23 protein-coding genes are annotated in these 20,952 nt (G+C 65.5%); 11 read left to right on the top strand and 12 right to left on the bottom strand.

The annotated features are described in order from the left end of the window. Positions 1-34: 34 nt before the first annotated feature. The gene (gene ctaE / locus ACHL_RS09805) at positions 35-673 is read right to left on the bottom strand and encodes an aa3-type cytochrome oxidase subunit III (protein WP_171908913.1); all 639 of its coding nucleotides are present in this window, start codon (positions 671-673) and stop codon (positions 35-37) included. A gap of 148 nt (positions 674-821) precedes the next feature. Here ctaE and trpD point away from each other — a divergent pair, with 148 nt between their 5' ends. Next, on the top strand, positions 822-1,877 hold the full coding sequence (gene trpD, locus ACHL_RS09800; protein ID WP_015937138.1) for an anthranilate phosphoribosyltransferase: 1,056 nt from the start codon (positions 822-824) through the stop codon (positions 1,875-1,877). 15 nt (positions 1,878-1,892) lie between these two features. Here the strand turns inward: trpD and ACHL_RS09795 are convergent, their stop codons facing one another. The 3 genes from ACHL_RS09795 to ACHL_RS09785 all read right to left on the bottom strand — a co-directional run bounded on the left by ACHL_RS09795 (position 1,893) and on the right by ACHL_RS09785 (position 3,030). Next, the gene (locus ACHL_RS09795) at positions 1,893-2,174 is read right to left on the bottom strand and encodes an Lrp/AsnC family transcriptional regulator (protein WP_015937137.1); all 282 of its coding nucleotides are present in this window, start codon (positions 2,172-2,174) and stop codon (positions 1,893-1,895) included. Between the two features lie 125 nt (positions 2,175-2,299). Beyond that, positions 2,300-2,695 carry a DUF3054 domain-containing protein gene (locus ACHL_RS09790; protein ID WP_050767084.1) on the bottom strand — a complete coding sequence of 132 codons (396 nt, stop codon included), beginning with the start codon at positions 2,693-2,695 and terminating at the stop codon, positions 2,300-2,302. Between the two features lie 62 nt (positions 2,696-2,757). Further along, positions 2,758-3,030, bottom strand: a complete 273-nt coding sequence (locus tag ACHL_RS09785) for a hypothetical protein (RefSeq protein WP_015937135.1) — start codon at positions 3,028-3,030, stop codon at positions 2,758-2,760. Positions 3,031-3,313: 283 nt separating this feature from the next. Here ACHL_RS09785 and ACHL_RS24475 point away from each other — a divergent pair, with 283 nt between their 5' ends. From ACHL_RS24475 to ACHL_RS09765, 5 genes are all read left to right on the top strand, one after another. Then, entirely contained in the window at positions 3,314-3,463 is a 150-nt protein-coding gene (locus tag ACHL_RS24475; protein ID WP_167534773.1) for a hypothetical protein, read from the top strand. A 12-nt stretch (positions 3,464-3,475) separates the two neighbouring features. Beyond that, positions 3,476-4,285 carry a hypothetical protein gene (locus tag ACHL_RS09780; protein WP_015937134.1) on the top strand — a complete coding sequence of 270 codons (810 nt, stop codon included), beginning with the start codon at positions 3,476-3,478 and terminating at the stop codon, positions 4,283-4,285. A gap of 187 nt (positions 4,286-4,472) precedes the next feature. Beyond that, complete coding sequence (locus ACHL_RS09775; RefSeq protein ID WP_015937133.1) at positions 4,473-5,672, top strand: type III polyketide synthase; 1,200 nt, start codon at positions 4,473-4,475, stop codon at positions 5,670-5,672. A 46-nt stretch (positions 5,673-5,718) separates the two neighbouring features. Next, entirely contained in the window at positions 5,719-6,375 is a 657-nt protein-coding gene (locus ACHL_RS09770) for a class I SAM-dependent methyltransferase (RefSeq protein WP_050767155.1), read from the top strand. Next, positions 6,365-7,567: an FAD-dependent oxidoreductase gene (locus ACHL_RS09765; RefSeq protein ID WP_015937131.1), complete on the top strand. Its 1,203-nt coding sequence runs from the start codon at positions 6,365-6,367 to the stop codon at positions 7,565-7,567. Before ACHL_RS09770 ends, ACHL_RS09765 begins: the two co-directional genes overlap by 11 nt. Here the strand turns inward: ACHL_RS09765 and ACHL_RS09760 are convergent. Further along, positions 7,533-7,964, bottom strand: a complete 432-nt coding sequence (locus ACHL_RS09760; protein WP_015937130.1) for a nuclear transport factor 2 family protein — start codon at positions 7,962-7,964, stop codon at positions 7,533-7,535. The two genes, ACHL_RS09765 and ACHL_RS09760, sit on opposite strands and share 35 nt — an antisense overlap. Positions 7,965-8,020: 56 nt before the next feature. Here ACHL_RS09760 and ACHL_RS09755 point away from each other — a divergent pair, with 56 nt between their 5' ends. The 5 genes from ACHL_RS09755 (at position 8,021) to ACHL_RS09735 (ending at position 11,769) form a co-directional block, all read left to right on the top strand. Then, positions 8,021-8,701, top strand: a complete 681-nt coding sequence (locus ACHL_RS09755; protein WP_015937129.1) for a peptide deformylase — start codon at positions 8,021-8,023, stop codon at positions 8,699-8,701. A gap of 18 nt (positions 8,702-8,719) precedes the next feature. After that, on the top strand, positions 8,720-9,598 hold the full coding sequence (locus ACHL_RS09750; protein ID WP_015937128.1) for a methyltransferase domain-containing protein: 879 nt from the start codon (positions 8,720-8,722) through the stop codon (positions 9,596-9,598). A 125-nt stretch (positions 9,599-9,723) separates the two neighbouring features. Then, on the top strand, positions 9,724-10,188 hold the full coding sequence (locus ACHL_RS09745) for an NfeD family protein (protein WP_015937127.1): 465 nt from the start codon (positions 9,724-9,726) through the stop codon (positions 10,186-10,188). Between the two features lie 33 nt (positions 10,189-10,221). Beyond that, on the top strand, positions 10,222-11,169 hold the full coding sequence (locus ACHL_RS09740; protein WP_015937126.1) for an SPFH domain-containing protein: 948 nt from the start codon (positions 10,222-10,224) through the stop codon (positions 11,167-11,169). A gap of 252 nt (positions 11,170-11,421) precedes the next feature. Beyond that, the gene (locus tag ACHL_RS09735; RefSeq protein WP_013600997.1) at positions 11,422-11,769 is read left to right on the top strand and encodes an RNA polymerase-binding protein RbpA; all 348 of its coding nucleotides are present in this window, start codon (positions 11,422-11,424) and stop codon (positions 11,767-11,769) included. An 82-nt stretch (positions 11,770-11,851) separates the two neighbouring features. Here ACHL_RS09735 and ACHL_RS09730 read toward each other — a convergent pair whose 3' ends face one another. From ACHL_RS09730 to ACHL_RS09700, 7 genes are all read right to left on the bottom strand, one after another. Further along, the gene (locus ACHL_RS09730) at positions 11,852-12,592 is read right to left on the bottom strand and encodes a polyprenol monophosphomannose synthase (protein ID WP_015937125.1); all 741 of its coding nucleotides are present in this window, start codon (positions 12,590-12,592) and stop codon (positions 11,852-11,854) included. A gap of 92 nt (positions 12,593-12,684) precedes the next feature. After that, positions 12,685-14,340, bottom strand: coding sequence for an amidohydrolase (locus ACHL_RS09725; protein WP_015937124.1), 1,656 nt, complete (start codon positions 14,338-14,340; stop codon positions 12,685-12,687). Between the two features lie 66 nt (positions 14,341-14,406). Continuing rightward, positions 14,407-17,361: a DEAD/DEAH box helicase gene (locus ACHL_RS09720; RefSeq protein ID WP_015937123.1), complete on the bottom strand. Its 2,955-nt coding sequence runs from the start codon at positions 17,359-17,361 to the stop codon at positions 14,407-14,409. A 20-nt stretch (positions 17,362-17,381) separates the two neighbouring features. Beyond that, the gene (tatC, locus tag ACHL_RS09715; RefSeq protein WP_015937122.1) at positions 17,382-18,176 is read right to left on the bottom strand and encodes a twin-arginine translocase subunit TatC; all 795 of its coding nucleotides are present in this window, start codon (positions 18,174-18,176) and stop codon (positions 17,382-17,384) included. A 48-nt stretch (positions 18,177-18,224) separates the two neighbouring features. Continuing rightward, on the bottom strand, positions 18,225-18,497 hold the full coding sequence (tatA, locus tag ACHL_RS09710) for a Sec-independent protein translocase subunit TatA (protein WP_015937121.1): 273 nt from the start codon (positions 18,495-18,497) through the stop codon (positions 18,225-18,227). 32 nt (positions 18,498-18,529) lie between these two features. Then, a complete protein-coding gene (locus tag ACHL_RS09705; RefSeq protein WP_015937120.1) occupies positions 18,530-18,886 on the bottom strand; it encodes a hypothetical protein in 357 nt (118 codons plus the stop codon). 10 nt (positions 18,887-18,896) lie between these two features. Then, positions 18,897-20,888 carry a helix-turn-helix transcriptional regulator gene (locus tag ACHL_RS09700; RefSeq protein WP_015937119.1) on the bottom strand — a complete coding sequence of 664 codons (1,992 nt, stop codon included), beginning with the start codon at positions 20,886-20,888 and terminating at the stop codon, positions 18,897-18,899. Positions 20,889-20,952: the final 64 nt, after the last annotated feature.

The following is a 20,952-nucleotide window of genomic DNA, read 5'->3' as shown; positions in this document are numbered from 1 at the left end:
ATTCTGCCTCGTGTAGAAAAAGTTTCAAAACTGGTTACTTGAGCACATAGATGACCAGGAAGAGGCCGATCCACACGACGTCAACGAAGTGCCAGTAGTAAGAGGTGACAATCGCCGACGTGGCTTCGAAGTGACCGAACTTCTTCGCGGCGAACGACCGGCCCATGATGAGCAGGAAGGCAACGAGGCCGCCGATGACGTGCAGGCCGTGGAAGCCGGTGGTCATGTAGAAGGCGGAGCCGTAGGCGTTGGACGACAGCGAGACGTGCTCGGAAACCAGCATCGCGTACTCGGTGGTCTGGCCTGCGACGAAGAACGCGCCCATGATGAACGTCAGGGTGAACCATTCGTTCATGCCCCAACGGGAGAACTTGAACACCCCTCCGGTGCGGCGCGGCTGGAGCCGTTCGGCGGCGAAGACGCCCATCTGGCAAGTAAAGGAACTTGCCACGAGGACGATGGTGTTAACGAGCGCAAAGGGGAAGTTGAGCTTGGCTGTCTCGTCCGCCCACATCTGAGCACTCGTTGAGCGCAGTGTGAAGTACATGGCGAAGAGACCGGCGAAGAACATCAACTCGCTGGACAGCCACACAACGGTTCCGACGGAAACCATATTGGGGCGGTTCAGCGTGGGGTGCGCCGGGGTACTGGGGGCATGGGTCGCAGATGTCACATAGACATTATGTCTGTAAAAGTCCGTGCTGCCCAACGCAAACCGCCTTTTGGGAGGACTTTTTCTACAAAGACGCGAAATCGCGCGGAAAAGTTCCCGCACCGGTTCATATTGGTCAGCCGCTGCTATCCCTCGATAGCATCAGCAGGTGACTTCACAGGCTTCCCCAGCGTCCGGCAACACCTGGCCCCGACTGATCTCAGCGCTGATCAGTGGGCGTGACCTCACCGCGGACAACACGTCCTGGGCCATGGACACCATCATGTCCGGGGAAGCCACGCCTGCGCAGATCGCGGGCTTCCTCGTCGCGCTCAGCGGCAAGGGAGAGACGGTCGAGGAGCTCTCCGGCCTGGTGGACGCCATGCTCGCCCATGCCAATCCCATCACCATCTCAGGTGAGAAGCTCGACATCGTCGGCACGGGCGGTGACCAGCTGAACACTGTCAACATTTCCACCATGGCGGCACTGGTTGCTGCCGGTGCCGGCGCCAAGGTGGTCAAGCACGGCAACCGGGCTGCGTCGTCGTCGTCCGGTTCTGCCGACGTCCTGGAGGCTCTCGGCGTGCGGCTGGATCTGTCGATCGACCGCGTGGCGAGGAACGCAGAAGAGGCGGGAATCACCTTTTGCTTCGCCCAGGTATTCCATCCTTCATTCCGGCATACCGCGGTGCCGAGGAAGGAACTGGCCATCCCCACTGCCTTCAACTTCCTTGGCCCGCTGACCAACCCGGCCAATGTGCAGGCATCCGCTGTCGGCGTCGCAAACGCCAGGATGGCACCGCTGGTGGCCGGTGTCCTGGCGCGGCGGGGGAGCAGGGGACTGGTGTTCCGCGGTAACGACGGTCTGGATGAGCTCACCACCACCGGCCCTTCCACGGTGTGGGAGATCCGCAACGGCAGCGTCGATGCATCGGAGTTCTCGCCCCGCGACCTGGGGATCAGCCCGGCCACCGTGGAACAGCTCCGCGGCGGCGATGCGACAGCGAACGCGGCGGTTGTCCGGGAGGTCCTGGCAGGCAAGGAAGGTCCTGCGCGGGACGCCGTCCTGCTCAACGCTGCCGCCGGCCTGGTGGCCTTCGATCTTTCAGCCGAGGGAACTTTCCTTGACAGGATGCGGGGTGCCTACGCCCGCGCGGCCGCGTCCATCGAAAGCGGGGCCGCGGCTGCGGTGCTCGACAAATGGGTCTCGCTCACCGCGCCGTAGCGGCGGGTGCCTTGCCTACTGTTCGAACCCCAACGAAAAGGCCGCGTCAAGGTCGTGTTGGGAGTACGCCCGGAAGGCAATGTGGGTAGTGGTGTGGACCACCGCCGGAACTTTCGAGAGCCGGTCGGCAATGACATCCGCAAGGTCTTCGTGCCGGGATACCCTGGCGACGGCGATCAGGTCCCACTCTCCGGTGACGGAGTACACCTCGCTGATGCCGTCGATCGCTGAGATTTCCTCGGCCGTCTCGGGAATGCGGGAAGCGTCCGTTTTGATCAGGACGAATGCGGTGATCACGTTGAAACCCTCCGGATCTGTTGCGCCGCGGCGTTGACCGGCGCGTTTCTTGGTTCTGCCAGCCTATTACATCGGTGCCCACCGCGGCCGGACCCAACACATTGGACCCGGGGGAGCGCCGGTGCTTAACCGCGGCGGCGGCGGATGATGCGGTACAGCGCCCGGTACCCCATGAGCAGCACTCCCAGGCTGAGGAGGGCGACGACGATGAAAGGCACCACCACAGTCTGCCCCGTGAGGGCCCTGAGCAGCATGCCGCCAATGAGGCTCCCCAGCCAGGCTCCCGTGCCGGCCCGGCGCAGTGACATCGGGTTGCGCCAGGCGCTGGTTGCGAGCCAGCCTGCGGCGGCCCCGGCAAGGAAGGGCCAGGCCGTCAGGAAGACTCCGGTGATGATCCCGTCCCGGGCGTGGGCGTCCCGGCCGATCGCCGCGAACACCAGGATCAGGACAACGTCCGCCACGGCAGCAGCGGCCACCAGGCCACGGGGGCCGTTGGCAGGCCCGGATTTCGAAAGACTCATGGTTTCGAGCCTATCGGTCCGCCGCGGAGCTACCCGCATCGGCACCTGCCGCGGAAGCAGGCTCAGAGGCGGTGCACCAGCCAGCCGGGTTCCCACCGGACTGTGTACGGTCCGTTGCCGTCCTGTTCAACGAGGATGTGCGTGACCGTGTACGCGATGGCAGAGCCAAGCGCTGCACGGACTTTAACGGGCGCCGGCCGGAGCATCAGCACAGGCTTCCCCGGCGCGTGCGCCAGTGCCTCTTCCCGCAGCGCACTCCGGGTCCGGCGGCCGGGGGACTGGGGGAGCACAAACCGTGGTGTGCTCTGGTCTTCGAGATACGGGGACTGCGGCATGGGACGTCCTGGCGCTGAGGAGTTGCACCGGCGCCATTTTCATAGGCGCAGGCGGCTTCCGGAGACGACGCCGACAACCGGGCTTGCCGGCTGGCTGGCCCGGATCGGGGTCGCCTCAGGGAACCGACGATATTCGGTCCGGAACCCGTCTGGCATCCGTAGGCTGTACCCGACTTGCCGGCGGGGGCTACTTGTCCCCAGGCCGTATCGGTGAAGGTTTGGCTGTATGAAGTAGATTCTGTTCTACGCCTGCCGCTGGATGACTGACCGCGTTGGAGGAACCGTGAACAAGCCGCTCTGGATCTGTTGCCTGCTGGGCGCGGCCTTGGGCATCGCCATCGGGTTGGCATTCTTTGACAGTCCCTTCCTGGGCTTCGCGCTTGGACTTGGCGTAGGGGCGATGGTCGGAGCCGGTATTGGCGTCCGGCGCTAGACTGGGACGGTCATGAACGGCACCCGTCCCCGTCACACCGTTTGGTTGGCAGTATTGGCCAGCCTGCTGGTGGCATGCACGCCGGCCGGCGTTGATGACGTTGCCGGCGGCACGCCGCCCACTGCCACCGTTCAAGCGGTTGCCGAACCGGTTCCGCAGACCACGCCTGCCGCCACAGCGCCGGCACCCCTTCCGGCTGTCACTCCGCCGCCGGAACGCGGACCTTTTGCCTTCAATCTGTACCGCGAGGGCGACTTCGTCCCGCAGTACACCTTCGATTGGTGCGTTGCGGCGAGTATCCAGATGGCCCACAACCTGATCGATGACACGGGTGGGGGGACATGGTCGGACAGCGCCCAGCAGGGGGAGTTGTGGGAACTGGCCCGCGCACGGTCATCCGACTCTTTCAACGGAGCCAACCCTTACGGCTGGGCACACGTGCTGTCCGCCTCCGGCATGGGCCCTTACAGCGTGGTCAGCGTCGCGGATTACGGGGCTGCCCTGCAGACGGCGGCGCGTGCGATCACCGAGACGGGCCGGCCAGTGGGCTTGGTGATGTGGAGCGGCCGGCATGCATGGGTGATGAGCGGCTTCGAGTCGATGGGTGATCCTGCAAGTTTCCAGGACTTTAAGGTCACCGGTGTCAACGTGCTGGACCCTCTCTATCCCTACGGCAGCCAGCAATGGGGTCCGTCGCCGGCACCCAACAGCCTGCTGACACCCGAGGAACTTGCCACCCAGTTCGTTGTCAGGGAACCCCGCCGATGGAGTTCGCAGCTACCCGCCGGTTACCTCCTGGTGCTTCCGCAGAACGCTGCCTGACGGGCCAGCCAAAAGGCAGCGGGGCCGCGACAAGGGGAGTGTCTTAAGGAGCCGAATTACAGTTACTTTACATAATGTAGATTATCGGCGTTTCGGTTACATGCGCGGATAGCGGCAGGAGCGGCGATTCCGCAGGTCAAACCGTTGAACCATTGTCATTGTGCATGCGCTCGTTAAGAATGGGTCAATGACGGTCTACGTGCGTTCACTTGAAACTGCAGTTCCGGCAACGAAGCTGATCCAGGCTGAGGCGCGTGACGTCTTTGCCGCGCAACCTGGACTCAGCAGGCTTGGTTCGCGACTGGTGGCCACGTGTTTCGATTCAGCTGCCATTGAGACCAGGTTCACGGCCGTCGATGAGCTCACCAACGCCTTCCGCTCTGACGATCCACAGTTCTACGACCCGGACTCGGGACTTCTCCTGAATCCCAGCACCAAGGTCCGCAACGACATCTTCGCCCGGGAGGCGACCAAACTGTTTGTCGAAGCCTCCGCTGCCGCTGTCAAAGCCTGCCCGGACTTGAATCTACTTGACATAACTCATCTGGTAACCGTCTCCTGTACCGGCTTTTTCAACCCGGGGCCCGATTACAAGATCGTCCGCGAGCTCGGCCTGGACCCGTCGGTGCAGCGCTACCACCTGGGCTTCATGGGCTGTTACGCGGCTTTTCCTGCCCTGCGTGCGGCCAAGCTGTTCTGCGAAGCCGATCCGGACGCCGTCGTCCTCGTCGTCTGTGCTGAACTGTGCTCACTGCACGTCCGGACGTCCAATGACCCGGACACCATCATGGGCTCGGCGCTCTTTGCGGACGGTGCCGCCGCGGCCATCGTCACAGCCAACCCTGCAGCGGAGGAAACAGCCCTGCTGCAGCTTGACCACTTCGAAACAGTGCTGACGCCGGTTGGGGAAGACTCCATGGCCTGGAACATCGGCGACCACGGCTTCGAAATGGTGCTGGGCAACTACGTGCCGCACATCATTGATGATCACATCGTGGGTGCGCTGCAGCCGCTGCTGGCCCGCGAGCCCGGCCTCCAGGCACTCCCCTACACAGGCATCAGGCACTGGGCCATCCACCCGGGCGGCCGCAGCATCCTGGATAAAGTCCAGGCCCGGTTGGGCCTCACCGACGAACAGCTGATCCCGGCCCGTGAAGTCCTGCGCAACTACGGCAACATGAGCAGCGCCACAGTGCTTTTTGTCCTTCGGCACATCCTCGGGCAGGACAGCGAACCGGGAGACGAAAGGATCTGTTCAATGGCGTTCGGCCCCGGCCTGACGGTGGAAACGGCGCTCCTGACGAAGCTGCGGCAGGCCCCGCCGGCGGCCCGGAACCCGGCTGAGACGCGGCAGCAAGAACTGCTGCAGGAATTCCCGGTGGCCTGAACCGGTGCTCATCTGGCACGGGCGTGCGGCGGGCGAGCTGGAACAGATGGACCTGCCGGACTGCGATGCGCAAAAGCTGGAAAACACCTACCGCCAGTTTGGCCTGGTCAACAGGATCGTGTCCGGATGGAGGCGGCTGTACGTCAAAGAACTGCGTCCTGTCCTGTCAGCCGGACCGGCCAGCATCCTTGACATCGGGTCCGGCGGCGGCGACCTCGCCGTCATGCTCGCCCGCTGGGCTGCCAGGGACGGGCTGGCTGTTCGGGTCACCGGCGTCGACCCGGATCCGCGCGCGGCTGCCTTCGCCCGCACCCGGACGCCGATCCCCGGCGTGGACTTCCGGCAGGCGCACACTGCCGAGCTGGTCAGCGAAGGTGCCGCATTCGACGTCGTCATCTCCAACCATGTCCTGCACCACCTCGGAACGGAAGAATTCAACGAGCTTCTGGTCCACTCGGACGTGCTCGCCCGGAAGAAGGCCCTGCACAACGACCTGCGCCGCAGCGCAGTGGCCTTCGCCCTTTTTGGCGTAGCCACCCTCCCCCTGCGGAACTCTTTCATCCGGGAGGACGGGCTGACCTCGATCCGGCGCAGCTACACGGGCGCGGAACTGTCCGCACTGGCTCCCCCGGGCTGGACCGTGGAACCCGGTGCAGCGTTTCACCAGGTGCTGGCCCTGCACAGGCGCGGCCATGAACGCTGATGTGGTCATCGTCGGGGGCGGACCAGTGGGCCTGTACCTCGCAGCCATTCTCCTCCGGCAGGGCGTTGCGGTCCGCGTCCTGGAGCAGAGATCGGACAGGAATCTTCATTCCCGGGCCATCGGCATCCATCCGCCGGCCCTCGCCGCGCTGGACCAGCTGGGCATCGCGGGCCGGATGGTGGCCGATGGGGTCGCCATCCGTTCCGGGCTGGCGGTCAGCCGTGGCCGGGCCGTGGGCCGCATGCCGTTCGCCGGAGTGTCGGAGGCCTTTCCGTTCGTGCTTTCGCTGCCGCAGTACCGGACCGAGCAGCTGCTGGAAGAACAGGTGCACGCCCTCGACAGCCGCGCGCTGGTCAGGGGGACGGAGGTACTCGACGTCGCGTACGACGGCGGCAGTGCCAGTGTGTCGGTAACGTCCGCCGGGGGTGCCGCGAAAGGGGGAGGTACGTTCAGGGCTTCGCTGGTTATAGGCGCGGACGGTCCGCGGTCCAGGATCAGGGACCTGATCGGCGTCCCGGTCCGGCGGAAAACCTACCCGGACCACTATGTCATGGGTGACTTCGCGGACCACACGCAATTTGGTGGCCGGGCCGTGCTGTTCCTTGAGAGCGGCGGCATCGTTGAGTCGTTTCCGCTGCCGGGCGCCCTCCGCCGCTGGGTGGTGCGGCTGGGAAGGCCCGCCGAAGGCGCGGGCCCGGAGGAACTGGCCCGGCTCGTGGAGGACCGGACCGGGGTCAGCCCGGACCCTGCCACCAACACCATGCTCAGCGCCTTCAGCGTCAGATCCTCAGTGGCGCGCAGGACTGTGGCCGGGCGCGTGATCCTGGTGGGCGACGCCGCCCACGAAATCAGCCCCATCGGCGGGCAGGGAATGAACCTGGGCTGGCTGGACGCCCAGGCCCTGGCACCACTGATCGTGCAGGCAGTTAACGGCAGGCATGACCCGGAGGCCTTCCGTGGTTACGAGCGGAACCGCCGCCAGGCGGCACTGCGGGCGCGGCGGCAGGCCGAAATCAATATGCTGCTGGGCCGGCCCTTGCCTGCCCCGGTCCTTGCATTGCGGAATTCAGTGATCGGCGCGGCCGCGGAGTCCCCGGCCGTCAACCAGTGGGTTGCCGGCCGGTTCACCATGCAGCAGGAATCCCGTGCAACCAGGGTCAGCGGAAGTAGCAGTCGTAGCTGTCCTGGCTGATGATCAGCCCGTCACGGACTTCGAAGACCGACGAGGTCCGCGCCCGGATAGTTTCGCCGCGGTCCCAGTAGCGGATGTCCATCAGGACGGTTGCGGACCAGTCAGCTTCGACAGCCACACGTCCGCCTTCGCAGGTTGTCCTCCTGATGGTGAACACCTGGTCGGCCACCACCTGCGAACTCTGATCGGCGCCCGCCAGAACGTCCGCGAGGGTGCGGGTGGAGCCCTCGGGTGCCAGCAGGTGGGGTGCCTCCACGAGCGTAAACGTATCGGCGAGGTAGGGCCTGATTTCGGCCGCTCCCCCGCCGGCTTCCAGGATCCGGATGAACTCGAGGACGCGGTCCACCGGTCCTGTCGGCGCCCCGGGTTGGTCCGTCGCCTTGGTTTCGTCAGCCATGGAATAGACCTTAGCGGAGCTCTGGAGTCCCTTCGGCCGGCCGCTAGGCTTTCACCATGACCTTCCCGGCACCATCCACGGACCTCACTGCAGAGCAGATCCGCGAGACTGTGGACCGCATCCTGTCCGCAGGCACCCTCCCTCCGATCGTGCAGGCCGGCCACCCGGCATTGCGGCAGAAGGCGGCCCCCTTCGACGGCCAAATAACTCCCGAACAGCTGGCCCGGCTCATAGAGCTCATGCGGCAGGTAATGCATGAGGCTCCAGGCGTGGGGCTGGCAGCGCCGCAACTCGGGATCCCCCTGCAGCTGGCCGTCCTGGAGGACAAGTACGACGTGGACCACGAGGCCGCCGCCCTCCGCAATCGTGCGCCGCTCGACTTCCTGGCCATCCTGAACCCTTCCTACACCCCGGCGGGTCCGGACCGGGCCGCCTTCTACGAAGGTTGCCTTTCCCTCAACGGACTGCAGGCGGTGGTTTCCCGCCCGCAGGCCGTGCTGCTGGACTTTGTCCGGCCCGACGGCGGCGCGGAGCGGCGTGGGTTCTCCGGCTGGCAGGCACGCATCGTCCAGCATGAGACGGATCACCTCAACGGAATCCTTTATGTGGACCGGGCGCAGCTCCGGTCCCTGAGCAGCAACGCGGAGTACGCCGCCCACTGGGCTGAGCCGGGAATCGGCAAGGCAAGGGAGGGGCTGGGCTTCGATGACGGCCCTGCCGGAATCAGCGTGCCCTAGCCAGTTAAGATAGAGGCCATGCCCCTTCCCCCTGACCTGCCGCTGCTGTGCCCCCTCTGCCTGAAGCCGCTGGCGGACGCGGATACCCGGCCCTCGGGACCTGCCCGAATGGCATGCAGCTCCGGGCACAGCTTCGACGCGGCGCGGCAGGGTTACTTCAACATGCTGGTGGGCAAGGGCACGTCCTTTGAAGCTGACACGGCGGAGATGGCCGACGCCCGTTCCGCGTTCCTTGGAGCAGGAAAATACGCACCGCTGGCACGCGAGGTGGCAGCCGCCGTCGTACCGTGCCTGTCCCCACGGCATGCAGCCGTGCTGGATGCCGGGACCGGCACCGGCCACTACCTGAGGGCCGTGCTGGACGCTGCTGCGGAGCAGGGCCGGACGGTAAACGCTGTGGGGCTCGATATCTCGAAGTTTGCCCTGCGGCGGGCGGCGCGGCTCAACCCGGAGGCGGTCAACCTCGTCTGGGACGTGTGGAAACGGATTCCCCTGGCCGACGGGTCGGTGGACGCCGTGACGGTTATCTTTGCCCCGAGAAACCCCGCCGAGTTCGCCCGCGTCCTCCGGCCGCACGGCCGCCTTGTGGTTGTCACGCCGAGGCAAGGGCACCTGTCAGCCCTTGCCGCACTGACTGGCATGCTGGGGATTGAGGAAGGGAAGGACTCCCGCCTGGCCGCGGCCATGGCGGAGCACTTTGATGCAGAGTCGGCTACCGACGTCGATATCCCGCTCTGGCTCACCCGACGGCAAGCCGCCGACCTCGCCTTCATGGGCCCCGCCGGGCACCACCAGGGCCGGGACGCGATCGCAGACCGCCTGGCCGGCAGCCCCGAACCCGTGGCGGCCGACGCGAAGTTCAGGGTTCTGGCCTACCGTCCAAAGGGCCGCCTGTAACGACTTGGCCACTATCCCCGGTCTTCTGCTCCGGGCCCGCACCCCGCCTGTGGTGCCCGACTAGGATGGAAGTCACAGTTACTCAAAGGTCCCCCGTCAGGACCTTGTAACGAAGGGGGAACACAGTGTTCGAGTGGTTGGGTGAAAACTGGTGGGCCGTATGGCTGACCGCATTCCTGGCGTTCGCGGTGGTCGAAATGATTACCCTCGACCTGTTCTTCATCATGCTGGGCGGCGGTGCACTCGCTGCGCTGGTGTCCGATTTCGCCGGCGCAGACCCGTGGCTGCAGATCGTCATCTTCTGCATTGTTTCCTTGCTCATGGTCGCCTTTGTCCGGCCCGTTGCCCTTTCCCACCTGAAGAAGGGACCCGCCGAGCAACGGACAAACGTGGACCGGCTCATCGGTGAGCAGGCCGTGGTCATGGAGGCAGTGACCTCGGACGGTGGCCTGGTGAAAATTGGCGGCGACATTTGGAGCGCACGCTCCGCGGCCGGCATCCTCACCGCCGGACAGATGGTGGTCGTCGCAGCCATTGATGGCGCCACTGCCGTGGTTTCGGCGCCGCCTCCGGCCGAAGACCGAACCTGACACAGCTTTATCAATTGGGGAAGAAGGAAATGTATGGATAACGCAGGCAGCACCGCCTTGGCCGTTGTGCTGGTAGTACTGATCATCTTTGTGATCATCGTCCTGGTGCGGTCGGTCCGCATCGTTCCGCAGGCCCGGGCGGGGGTCGTGGAGCGACTGGGCAAGTACCAGCGGACGCTCAACCCGGGGCTCACCATCCTGATTCCGTTCGTGGACCGCCTCCTCCCCCTGCTGGACCTCCGCGAACAGGTCGTCTCGTTCCCTCCCCAGCCGGTCATCACCGAGGACAACCTCGTGGTCAGCATCGACACCGTGGTGTACTTCCAGGTCACCGATGCACGTGCGGCCACGTATGAGATCGCCAACTACATCCAGGCTGTGGAGCAGCTCACCACCACCACCCTGCGTAACGTGGTGGGTGGACTCAACCTGGAGGAGGCGCTGACCTCCCGCGACCAGATCAACGGACAGCTCCGCGGCGTGCTGGACGAAGCCACCGGCCGTTGGGGCATCAGGGTTTCCCGGGTGGAGCTCAAGGCCATCGATCCGCCGCACTCCATCCAAGACTCCATGGAAAAGCAGATGCGCGCCGAGCGTGACCGCCGGGCCGCCATCCTCACGGCTGAAGGCACCAAGCAGTCAGCAATCCTCACCGCTGAAGGGCAGCGCCAGGCCGCCATCCTCAAGGCGGAAGGTGAAGCCAAAGCGGCTATCCTCAAGGCGGACGGTGAGTCCCAGGCCATCCAGAAGGTCTTCGACGCAATCCACAAGGGCAACCCCGACCAGAAGCTCCTGGCTTACCAGTACCTGCAGACCCTGCCGAAGCTGGCGGAAGGCACGTCCAACAAGCTGTGGATCATTCCCAGTGAAGTTGGCGAGGCGCTGAAGGGCATCGGGAGCGCATTGGGCGGAACCAACCCGGACCCCGCAGCGCCGGGCGGCCTGTTCGACGAAACAGCGGCCAAGACCTCCGGACCCTGATCAGGTCCTGACGCCACAGAGCTATGCACAAGGGAGGAACCCGCCGGGGTTCCTCCCTTTGTTTTGGCCCCACGTGTCTGAACCCCGTACAATAGGGTATTTGTCCGGCAGGTATTGTTCCGCTGGAACAACAAAGCTTCGGAATGCGTTGAATCTTATGATGCAGCACAGAGCACACAGTAGTCCGGCGGCGCTTCGACGCTGCCGGCTAGCGCGGGTTTCCATTCCGCGAACCGACCAGAGGGAGAAATCATGAGCGATCGCAGCCTGCGGGGTATGCGCCTTGGCGCGCAGAGCATGGAGACAGAGTCAGGCGTCGAGCCGGCTCCGCGCCAGCGTGTCGAATACCGTTGCGAGGACGGCGAGCAGGTCTTCGTCACTTTCTCCTCCGAAGCAGAGATCCCGCCGGTGTGGGTTTCCAAGACCGGTAAGGAAGCGCTGCTGGTCGACGGCGAACGCCCCGATACCAGCAATGACAAAGCAGTGCGTACCCACTGGGACATGCTCCTGGAGCGCCGCTCCCTGCCGGAGCTGGAACAGATCCTGGAAGACCGGCTGACCATCCTGCGCGAACGCCGCGGAGAGCGCCGCTCGGCTTAGCCCGCGCCGGCTACAACCTAAAAGGAACTGCCCCGGCACATGGTGCCGGGGCAGTTCCTTTTCTGCTGCAGCAGGCCGGGCGCTACCGCTTCGCCCCAGCCTTGCGGGTGAGGGTGTTCCAGCGGGCAGCCAGGCCCCATTTGGTGACGTTGATCATGGCCTCGACAACGATATTGCCACTCATCTTCGAAGCGCCCAGTTCACGCTCCACGAACGTGATGGGGCGTTCCTCGATGCGCAGGCCCATCCGTGCCACGCGCCAGGCCAGGTCCACCTGGAAGCCGTAGCCAACGGAATCAACCTGGTCCAGGTTGAGTTTCTCAAGGGTGGACCTGCGGAACGCGCGGTAGCCGCCGGTGACGTCCTTGATCTTCAGGCCAAGCATCAGCCGGGCGTACGTGCTGCCCACCCGGGAAATGGCCTGGCGGTACAGCGGCCAGTTGACCACGCTTCCGCCGGGAACCCAGCGCGACCCCATGGCAAGGTCTGCGCCCTGCTCCACGGCTTCAAGCAATTGGGGAAGCTGTTCGGGCTGGTGGGAGCCGTCGGCGTCCATTTCCACGAGCACGTCGTAGCCTGCCTCGAGTCCCCACTTGAACCCGGCGATGTAGGCGGCGCCGAGCCCGTCCTTGCCCTTGCGGTGCAGGACGTGGACCTGGGGATCTTCGGCCGCTTTGGCGTCGGCCAGCTGGCCTGTGCCGTCGGGGCTGTTGTCATCCACTACCAGCACATCCGACGCCGGCACGGCGGTCCGAAGGCGCTGGAGCGTCTTGGGCAGCGATTCCAGTTCGTTGTAGGTGGGGATGATCGTAAGGACGCGCACAGAGGGCCTTTCCTGGTGGGAGCGGTCGGTGCACCGGCCGGCAAGCTAGCTGCCTGTTGGCGCAACTCCCCATTATAGGACGGGTGGCAGGGTCAGGATCGCAGGGCAGGGCTTGCGAAGAGTTCGACGCCGTTGCGCACCGTCTGCAGGCAGGCGGGGTCGGATCCGGTGTCGAGAGCGGGCAGCAGCGGTGTCCGGGCCCTGGGATCGGTGCTCCAGGACTGGACGCGGCCGTCGGCAACCTGGACCATCAGCTCTTCGACCTCCCACACGGCAAAGCTTGCCGGTGCTCCCGGTACCAGCTGTCCGGCCATGGGATCGGAGTACTTGGCGGCCCGCCACCCGGCACGGGTGTGTCCGAGGAACGCGGCGCGTGCGGAGATGCGCTGCCCGTCGTTGTGGTGTTCCAGGCATGCACGCACACTCGACCAGGGGCGAAGCGGAGTCACCGGGCTGTCGCTGCCGAAGCACACGGGCACACCTGCTGCATACAGGGCGGCGAACTGGTTCATGGACCGGCTGCGCTCCCCCAGGCGCTGGCCATACAGCCCGCCGGTTCCGCCCCACGCGGCATCGAATGCCGGCTGGGCGCTGACGGTCACGGAATATTTGGCCAGCCGGGCTATCGCGTCGGCGTCCGTCATTTCCACATGTTCAAGGCGGTGGCCTGCCGCGCGGACGCGCTGCTCTCCCACCTGTTCGGCCGCCAGGTCCAGCGCCGCGAGTGCCGTGTCCAGGCCGGCGTCGCCGATGACATGGAACCCGCCCTGGATGCCGGCCAGCGAGCAGGCCGCGAGGTGCGCGGCCACTTCCTCGATGCCAAGGTACAGGCTGCCCCGCTCGTCGCGGGCGTCACTGTAACCGGAGCGCAGGGCTGCCGTACGTGAGCCAATGGAACCGTCAATGTTCAGGTCACCGGCCAGGCCGCGGATATTGAAGCCGAACTGCGAAACTAGGCTGCGTGCCTGTTCCTCCGTGGCTGCCAACTCACCCCAGTACGGCAGGATCTCCGGTTGTGCGGGCATCCCGGGACCAGGGGTGTTCCACGCCGCCGCGAGACGCAGGTCATCCGCGCCGCCGATGTGCGGGGCACCCATTTCGGCCAGGGCCACGTAGCCATTCGCGGCGGCCTCGGCCAGGGCCTTTGCCTGGTATCCGCGAAGGACATCGGCCGGCAGGCTGCGCGCGGCCCGCCTGGCAGCCGCGTGGGCCGCGCGCGAGACTTTCGCCCCGCCGTCGTACCCCTCTGCGTCCTGCAGCCCGGGCTCCCGCGCCAGGGCACCCGAGACCAGCGCAGAGTGGACGTCAACACGCGACAGGTAAACGGACCGGCCGCCGGCCGCACGGTCGAGTTCGTCAGCGGTGGGCAACGTGGCGTCGGTCCATTGCGTCTCGTCCCAACCGTGGCCCAGCACCGGTCCGCTGCCGCCGGCTGCTGCAACGGCGTCCAGCAGTTCACGGGCGGAGTTCACGGAGGCAAGCTTCAGGGAGTCCAGGGCAATGCCGGTTTCCGTCAGGTGCGCATGGGAATCCACGAACCCCGGCGTGACAAGGGCGCCCCGCAGGTCGATGATGTCCATCTTTGAATCAGCAATGGAGGAAGCCGCCTGCTCGGACCCCACCCAGGCCACGGTATCGCCGTCCACCAACATGGCCGTGGCAAACGGGTCGGCCGCCGTATAAACGGATCCGTTGCGGTAGAGCGCTGCCTTGGAACGGGAATTGGACTCTGGACCGGACGTGGTCATTGGCGAAAGGCTCCTCGCATAGGGGCGTGCCGGAACAGCCCCGGCACGATGGGGCAGACAGTGCGTTTACTGGACGGATGAATAGGCCACGACGCCGCGGCGTATCAGGTTGATTGCCTCCCCGCACAGCCGGGCAAGCCGTGGTTCGAGGCCTGGAATCTTGGCGATCTGGTCCAGCAGGTCCACCACCTGCTTGACCCAGCGGACGAAGTCTCCGGCGGCGAGGTCGGTGCCGCTCAGCACATCCTGCAGGTGGCGCCCGCGGGCCCACTTGTAGATGGGCCACACCAGGCCGAGCTCGGGCTCACCGGTGAGCGGCAGCTTGTTCGCTTCCTCGACGTCTTCAAGCGCGGACCATTCCCGGACCACGATGTCCACTGACGTTTCCAGGGAGACGCTGGGCATCCGCGGCCGCAAGCCGCGGTCCTCGCGCTTTGCCTGGTAAACCAGCACACTGGCCAGGGCGGCGACCTCGACGGCGTCGAGGTCGTCGAAGGCACCCAGGCGGAGCGACTGGGAAATCAGGAGGTCCTTCTCCCCGTAGATCCGCCGCAGCCGCTGTCCGTCCGGGCTGATAGCCAGCCGTCCGTCATCTGAGGCGTCCAGGTAGCCGTAGGCGGACAGGACGTCACAGACCCTGTCGAACGTCTTTGCAATGGTGTTGGTCCGCCCCTGGATCTGGCGGACCAGGTTGTCGGTTTCGCGCCGCAGCTTCCACCAGCGCTCGGACCAGCGGGCGTGGTCTTCGCGTTCGTTGCATCCGTGGCAGGGGTGGGCGCGGAGGGCGCGCCGGAGGTCGGCAATGCGCTTTTCCTGGTCCGGCAACGCGGAAGCAAGGCCGAAATCGTTGTTGCGGTTGTGACCCGGCGCGGGCGGCCGGTTTTCACGCAGGGCGTTCCTGGCCGAGGACGCAAGGTCACGGCGCGACTTGGGGACCTTGGCGTTGAAGGACTTGGGGATGCGGATCCGGGTAACGGGCGCGATGGGGCCCTCCAGGTCGTCCGTGCCGATCCTGCGCAGCTGGTTATCGAGGGTCAGGACAGCGGGCCGTGGTTCCCGGCTGCTGTGGTCCGAGCTGAGCACAATGGCCGGGCCGGGCGCCCTGCCACCGGGAACATCAACCACGTCCCCGGGCATGAGCCTGGCCAGGGAGTCGTCACTCATCGACTTGCGTGCGCGGGTTGTGGTGCGCGACGCGGCGTTCTCCACGTCCGAGAGCTCGCGGCGCAGCCGTGCGTACTCAGTGAAGTCGCCAAGGTGGCAGGTCATCGACTTGGCGAAGCCGGCAAGGGATTCCTCACGGCTGCGCACCTGCCTTGCCAGGCCCACCACGGACCGGTCAGCCTGGAACTGCGCGAAGGAGGACTCGAGGATTTCACGGGCCCTGGCCCGGCCGAACTGGGCCAGCAGGTTGATGCTCATGTTGTACGTGGGACGGAAACTGGAATTGAGCGGGTAGGTGCGCCTGGACGCCAGGCCGGCCACCGCCGTCGGGTCCCCTCCCGGCTGCCACAGGACCACCGCGTGTCCTTCGACGTCGATGCCGCGCCGGCCGGCGCGGCCGGTCAGCTGTGTGTACTCGCCGGCTGTGATGTCCACGTGGGCTTCACCGTTGAACTTGTCGAGCTTTTCCAGCACCACCGACCGAGCCGGCATGTTCACGCCCAGGGCCAGGGTCTCCGTGGCGAACACGGCCTTGACCAGGCCGTCGGCGAAGAGCTTCTCCACAACTTCCTTGAAGGTGGGCAGCATCCCGGCGTGGTGGGCGGCGAAACCGCGGAGCAGCCCGTCGCGCCAACTCCAGAAACCGAGAACGTCGAGGTCATCAGGCGGAATGTCACGGCCGGCTTCGTCGACGCGTTCGGCGATGATCCGCTGTTCCTTCTCCGTGGTCAGCCACAGACCCGAAGCAACACACTGGGCCACTGCGGCGTCGCAACCGGCCCTGGAAAAGATGAAGGTGATGGCGGGAAGAAGGTCCATCCGGTCCAGGCTGGCGATGACCTGGGGACGGCTGGCCCTGCGCACGCCCGTTTGTTCGGCAGGCCGTGGCGGCCGGTCGTTGCCCCGCCTGCCGCGCTGCACGCGGCCCGGCCGGCTCCGGAAGCCCTGCTGGCCTTCGTTGCGGGCAACGGTCAGGAGTTCCGGATTGACGTCGAAGCCGCGGTTTGTCTCTTTGTTCCGGCTTTTGCCGCTGACCGTTTTGGGCTGGTCATCTTCAGCAGCATCAACCGCAGGAGCAATTTCGTCGAAAGTGGTTTCGCCGGCGAACAGGTCCATGATCCGGCGGCCCACCATCACGTGTTGCCACAGGGGAACCGGCCGGTGTTCGGAGACGATGATGTCCGTGTCGCCGCGGACAGTGTCCAGCCAGGCACCGAACTCCTCTGCGTTGGACACCGTGGCGCTGAGGGATACCACCTGCACCTCGCTTGGCAAGTGGATGATGACTTCTTCCCACACGGCGCCGCGGAACCTGTCGGCCAGGTAGTGCACCTCGTCCATCACGACGTACCCGAGGTCGTCCAGGGTGGCCGAATCGGCATAAAGCATGTTGCGGAGGACTTCGGTGGTCATGACCACCACCGGTGCCTCGCCGTTGATGCTGGTGTCGCCTGTCAGCAGGCCGACATTTTCGGCACCGTACTTTTCGCCGAGTTCAGTGAATTTCTGGTTGCTGAGCGCCTTGATGGGGGTGGTGTAAAAAGCCTTGAGGCCACGCTTGAGGGCCAGGTAGATGGCGAATTCACCCACGATGGTCTTGCCTGCACCGGTCGGCGCGGCTACCAGGACACCCTTGCCCCCTTCAAGGGACCGGCACGCCTGCCGCTGGAAGTCGTCGAGCTCGAAGTCGAGAGTCTGGGTGAAGGCACCGAGGTCTGTGGCGGCCTCCGCGCGCCGCTCCGCGCTGGCCCGGTACCTTTCGGCGGGTGAGAGTACTTCGACATCGTCACCCGGCCCCGGCGAGAACGGTCCGCTGGTGGTTGGGCCTGTGGAGAACGGCCCGGTATTGGAGGACATACACCAAGCCTAATGGGAGCTTAGAGGTTCCCCAGTTCACTGCTGGGGGTTGCGACGTCTGCGGTGGCTTCCGTTTCGGCAGCCAGCTTCGACTCGCGGCGCGCACGGCGTTTGTCATTCATGAGGCACACACCGATCGCTGCGAAGAACAGCACCAGCAGCGGCCCCGCAAGCATGAACATGGAGATGGCATCGGCGCCGGGCGCCGCGATGGCCGCCAGCACGAACACCAGGAAGACTGTGATGCGCCAAGCCTTGAGGATGGTGCGTCCGGACAGAATGCCGGCCATGTTGACGCCCACCAGGACCACCGGCACCAGGAAGGCTATACCCAGGACCAGGACCATGCGCGTGACGAACTCGATGTAGGTTCGCGCGTCAATGACGCTGGATGAGCCCTCGGGCGTGAACTGCGTCAGCGCATGGACCACCTGGGGTACCACCAGCCAGCCGGCCCAGATTCCGGCCAGGAACAGCGGGACGGCAGCAGCCATGTAGCCCAGAGTGTAGCGGCGCTCCTTGGATGTCAGGCCCGGGGTGATGAAGGCCCACAGCTGGTAGATCCAAATGGGACTGGAGATGACCACGCCGATCAGAAGCGACATCTGGAGCTTGAAGTCGAACGGGGAGGCGATGCTGCCGAAGTTGATGGCGGCGAGGCCGCCGGTCTGATCCGAAATACGGTTAACGGGCTCAGCCAGGGCCTTCAGCAGCGGATCGTAAAGTATCCAGCCGCCGATGCCGCCAATGACGACTCCGATGGCCGACTTGATCAGCCGGTTCTTCAGCTCCTTGAGGTGGTCCCAGAGGGACATCCGTCCCTCTGGGTTGGCTTTACGGGCCCGCTTCAGTGCCACTGGGGTTTAGGCGCGGTTCGACGGCGGAACGTCAGTGCCGTCGGTCGGCTCTCCCGGCTTCGCCTTGGGGTGGTTCACGATGGTGCCCTCCACCGGCCCGGAGGCATCGGTGGGCTCGGTTTTGCCGTCGTTCTTCATTTCCTTAACCTCGGATTTGATGATCCGCATGGACTGGCCAAGGCTGCGCGCCATGGCAGGAAGCTTGGGCGCGGCAAAGAGAAGCAGTGCAACAACGATGATAATGACGATGGGCCAGGGGCCATCAAACAGTCTTCCCATGGGAAATCCTTTCCTCTAAAAACATCCTACTTCTATGTGAAGTCGAGATCTGTGAGAGCCTGCGGCTGGCCCCGGTCCTTCTTGCGCTGCACTCGCCGAAGGCGGCGTTCTTCCCGGCGGGAGGACTTGGATGCCTCGTAATCATGTCGCATGTCGGCTGGCGAGGCAAAAACGGCAGAGCCCGCGGCCGGACGCCCGATGCCGGGCTTTTGATCCTGGTGATCAGCCCCGGGGAGCGGGCCAACGTGGCCCAATTTGTCGCCGGCGGCGCCAAGGTCCTTGACTGTGGCCATGAACTTGCGGAACAGGCGAACGCCCAGCACGAAATAGAAGAGGAGTGACACGGCAACCAACGCCACCCATAACAGGATCCAGAACCACCAAGGCATGCTGAGAAGTCTAGCCGCCGTACCGTGCCAGGGCGGCCTCCAGCCAGTCCCGGGCCGCGTCAGCCAGGCCGGCAGGTTCCAGGATCCGGACCGCTCCCCCGTGCTGGGCCACGAACATCGGCAGCCAGCCGGTGTTTCCGAACCGTATTTCTGCCACGAGTCCGCCGTCGGGGAGGTCTGCGGTGCGGTCCGCGTAGTAATCCTCAGCCAGGCCCCGTCCCTGCCGGGTGAGCTGCACGGTGACTGTTGTGTCGTCGTCGTTCGGCGTGAAGAGCTTCGCCGGAACACCCTCGGCGGGCCTCCTGTCCCCTGCTGCACGGTTCCCGTTCGGGCGGACGTCCTGTACCCGGTCCAGCCGGAAGTTCCGCAGCCCGTTGACCCGGTGGCAGAACGCTTCGAAGTACCAGGTGTTATCCAGCGAATAGAGCCGGAGCGGGTCCACATCCCGCTCGGACACGGCGTCCCGCTGCGGTGACAGGTACGTCAGGTGGAGCTGCGCACCGGAGACGATGGCCTCCCGGACCGTCGCGTGCGTTGTTGCGTCGCCGGGTGCAACTTCCGGACCGGACAGGGAAGCAGCACGCAGGCCTTCCTCCCCCGCCGCCGCCAGCAGCTTCAGCGTCACCGACTCAAGTGCACCGCCTTCGGCGACATCCGGCAGCCCGTTCAGGGTTTCGAGGCCGGTGAGGAGCGCGCAGGCTTCCTCCACGGTGAAGCGAACCGGTTTCTTCAGGTCGAGGTCCTGGGTGATGAAGACGTGGTCGTCTTCCCACTGGATGTCCAGAAGGTCATCCGGGTAGCCCTCGGGCAGGCCCGAGCAGATGAGGATCCGCAGGTCATCCTCGAGTTCCCCGCGGCTCACCCCGAAATGCTCCGCGACATCCTGGATGTGCAGCCCCTGGTTATGGACCAGGAACGGGACCAGCTGGAGCATTCGTTTGAGCTGGTCCTCCGAAGTCCCCTTGCGAACCTTGCGCGCGGGGGCGGCCGGGAAAGCGTACCCAGGGACGGGTGACGCGCTGAACGCGGCTGCCGCGCGCAGCCTGCGCTCCACCGCGCGGACCAGTTCCGGGGGCGCCACCGGCACCGCGTCGGGACCGTAGGACGCCAGCTCTTCGGCCAGGACTTCGGGGTCACGGAATTCCAGGCTCAGGCGGTCGTAAGCCCCGGCGGGCCTCTGGGCGGCGATGTGCTGTTCAGCTCCGGCGGCCTTTGCCCGGCCCCTCAGCGCCAGCAGGCGTCCTTCCCGGACATCCACGACGGCGGTGCGCAGCGGCAGTTCCGGGAGGCGGGCAAGTTCCAGCCGGATGTTGAAGTCGGCCGGCGGCTCGAACCGCTCTTTCGGCAGCGTCAGGACGGGACCGGTGAAACGCGACAGGCGGAATTGCCGGGGCTCCTGCCGGGCCCGATCATACCCCATCAGGTACCACTGCCCGAAGCGGCTGCCCAGGCCCCATGGTTCGACGGTGCGGACTTCTTCCCTGCCCGTGGTGCCTGCCAGATAGGGGAAGGTCACAGCGTGCCGGGAGTGCATGGCCGCAACGAGGTCGTCGAAGGCCTGGCCCGCAGGCCTGATGCGCGGCTGCACGCCCGAAGGAAGTTCGACGTCTGCCATCCGCCCGGACGCCTGGAGCTTGCGGAGCGCGCTCTGGGCAGCGGTGCCGAGGGCTGCTCGCTCCCACAGTTGGGATGCCAGCAGCAGGACTGTCCACTCTTCCGGACCGAGTTCGACGTCGGGAAGCCGGTTGGATTCCTTGCCGATCCGGTAGCGGGTGGTTGCGGGGTCATCCTCGCTCCAGCCCAGGTCCGTCAGGGTTTCGACGTCGAAGCCGAACTGGCGCAAATCGTTCTTGTCCCGTTCGAACATCCGGCCAAAAGCGACGTCGTTTCCGGATTCGTCGTGGTAGACCTTCTGCCTCAGTTCGCTGCGACGAAGCCCGTAACGGGTGTTCAGCAGGGCGATCAGGAGGTTCAGCAGGCGCTCAGTTCGGGATTGGGACACCCTGTGTACGTTACTAAAGTCCTTCCCCGAACGCAGAAAGCGCGGCAGCCCGCGGGACTGGTGT

Origin of the sequence: Pseudarthrobacter chlorophenolicus A6 (genome assembly GCF_000022025.1) — a bacterium.
GTDB lineage: Bacteria > Actinomycetota > Actinomycetes > Actinomycetales > Micrococcaceae > Arthrobacter > Arthrobacter chlorophenolicus.
Note: the sequence above shows the minus strand (reverse complement) of the source record. Positions and strands in the feature narration are given on the sequence as shown.

Excerpts from the sequence above, each read along its gene's own strand:
- ACHL_RS09790 (WP_050767084.1), bottom strand. The coding sequence starts at position 2,695 with ATGAGTCTTTCGAAATCCGGGCCTGCCAACGGCCCCCGTGGCCTGGTG.
- ACHL_RS09785 (WP_015937135.1), bottom strand. The coding sequence starts at position 3,030 with ATGCCGCAGTCCCCGTATCTCGAAGACCAGAGCACACCACGGTTTGTG.
- ACHL_RS09780 (WP_015937134.1), top strand. The coding sequence starts at position 3,476 with ATGAACGGCACCCGTCCCCGTCACACCGTTTGGTTGGCAGTATTGGCC.
- ACHL_RS09775 (WP_015937133.1), top strand. The coding sequence starts at position 4,473 with ATGACGGTCTACGTGCGTTCACTTGAAACTGCAGTTCCGGCAACGAAG.
- ACHL_RS09770 (WP_050767155.1), top strand. The coding sequence starts at position 5,719 with ATGGACCTGCCGGACTGCGATGCGCAAAAGCTGGAAAACACCTACCGC.
- ACHL_RS09765 (WP_015937131.1), top strand. The coding sequence starts at position 6,365 with ATGAACGCTGATGTGGTCATCGTCGGGGGCGGACCAGTGGGCCTGTAC.
- ACHL_RS09760 (WP_015937130.1), bottom strand. The coding sequence starts at position 7,964 with ATGGCTGACGAAACCAAGGCGACGGACCAACCCGGGGCGCCGACAGGA.
- ACHL_RS09755 (WP_015937129.1), top strand. The coding sequence starts at position 8,021 with ATGACCTTCCCGGCACCATCCACGGACCTCACTGCAGAGCAGATCCGC.
- ACHL_RS09750 (WP_015937128.1), top strand. The coding sequence starts at position 8,720 with ATGCCCCTTCCCCCTGACCTGCCGCTGCTGTGCCCCCTCTGCCTGAAG.
- ACHL_RS09740 (WP_015937126.1), top strand. The coding sequence starts at position 10,222 with ATGGATAACGCAGGCAGCACCGCCTTGGCCGTTGTGCTGGTAGTACTG.
- ACHL_RS09735 (WP_013600997.1), top strand. The coding sequence starts at position 11,422 with ATGAGCGATCGCAGCCTGCGGGGTATGCGCCTTGGCGCGCAGAGCATG.
- ACHL_RS09725 (WP_015937124.1), bottom strand. The coding sequence starts at position 14,340 with ATGACCACGTCCGGTCCAGAGTCCAATTCCCGTTCCAAGGCAGCGCTC.
- ACHL_RS09720 (WP_015937123.1), bottom strand. The coding sequence starts at position 17,361 with ATGTCCTCCAATACCGGGCCGTTCTCCACAGGCCCAACCACCAGCGGA.
- tatC (WP_015937122.1), bottom strand. The coding sequence starts at position 18,176 with ATGTCCCTCTGGGACCACCTCAAGGAGCTGAAGAACCGGCTGATCAAG.
- tatA (WP_015937121.1), bottom strand. The coding sequence starts at position 18,497 with ATGGGAAGACTGTTTGATGGCCCCTGGCCCATCGTCATTATCATCGTT.
- ACHL_RS09705 (WP_015937120.1), bottom strand. The coding sequence starts at position 18,886 with ATGCCTTGGTGGTTCTGGATCCTGTTATGGGTGGCGTTGGTTGCCGTG.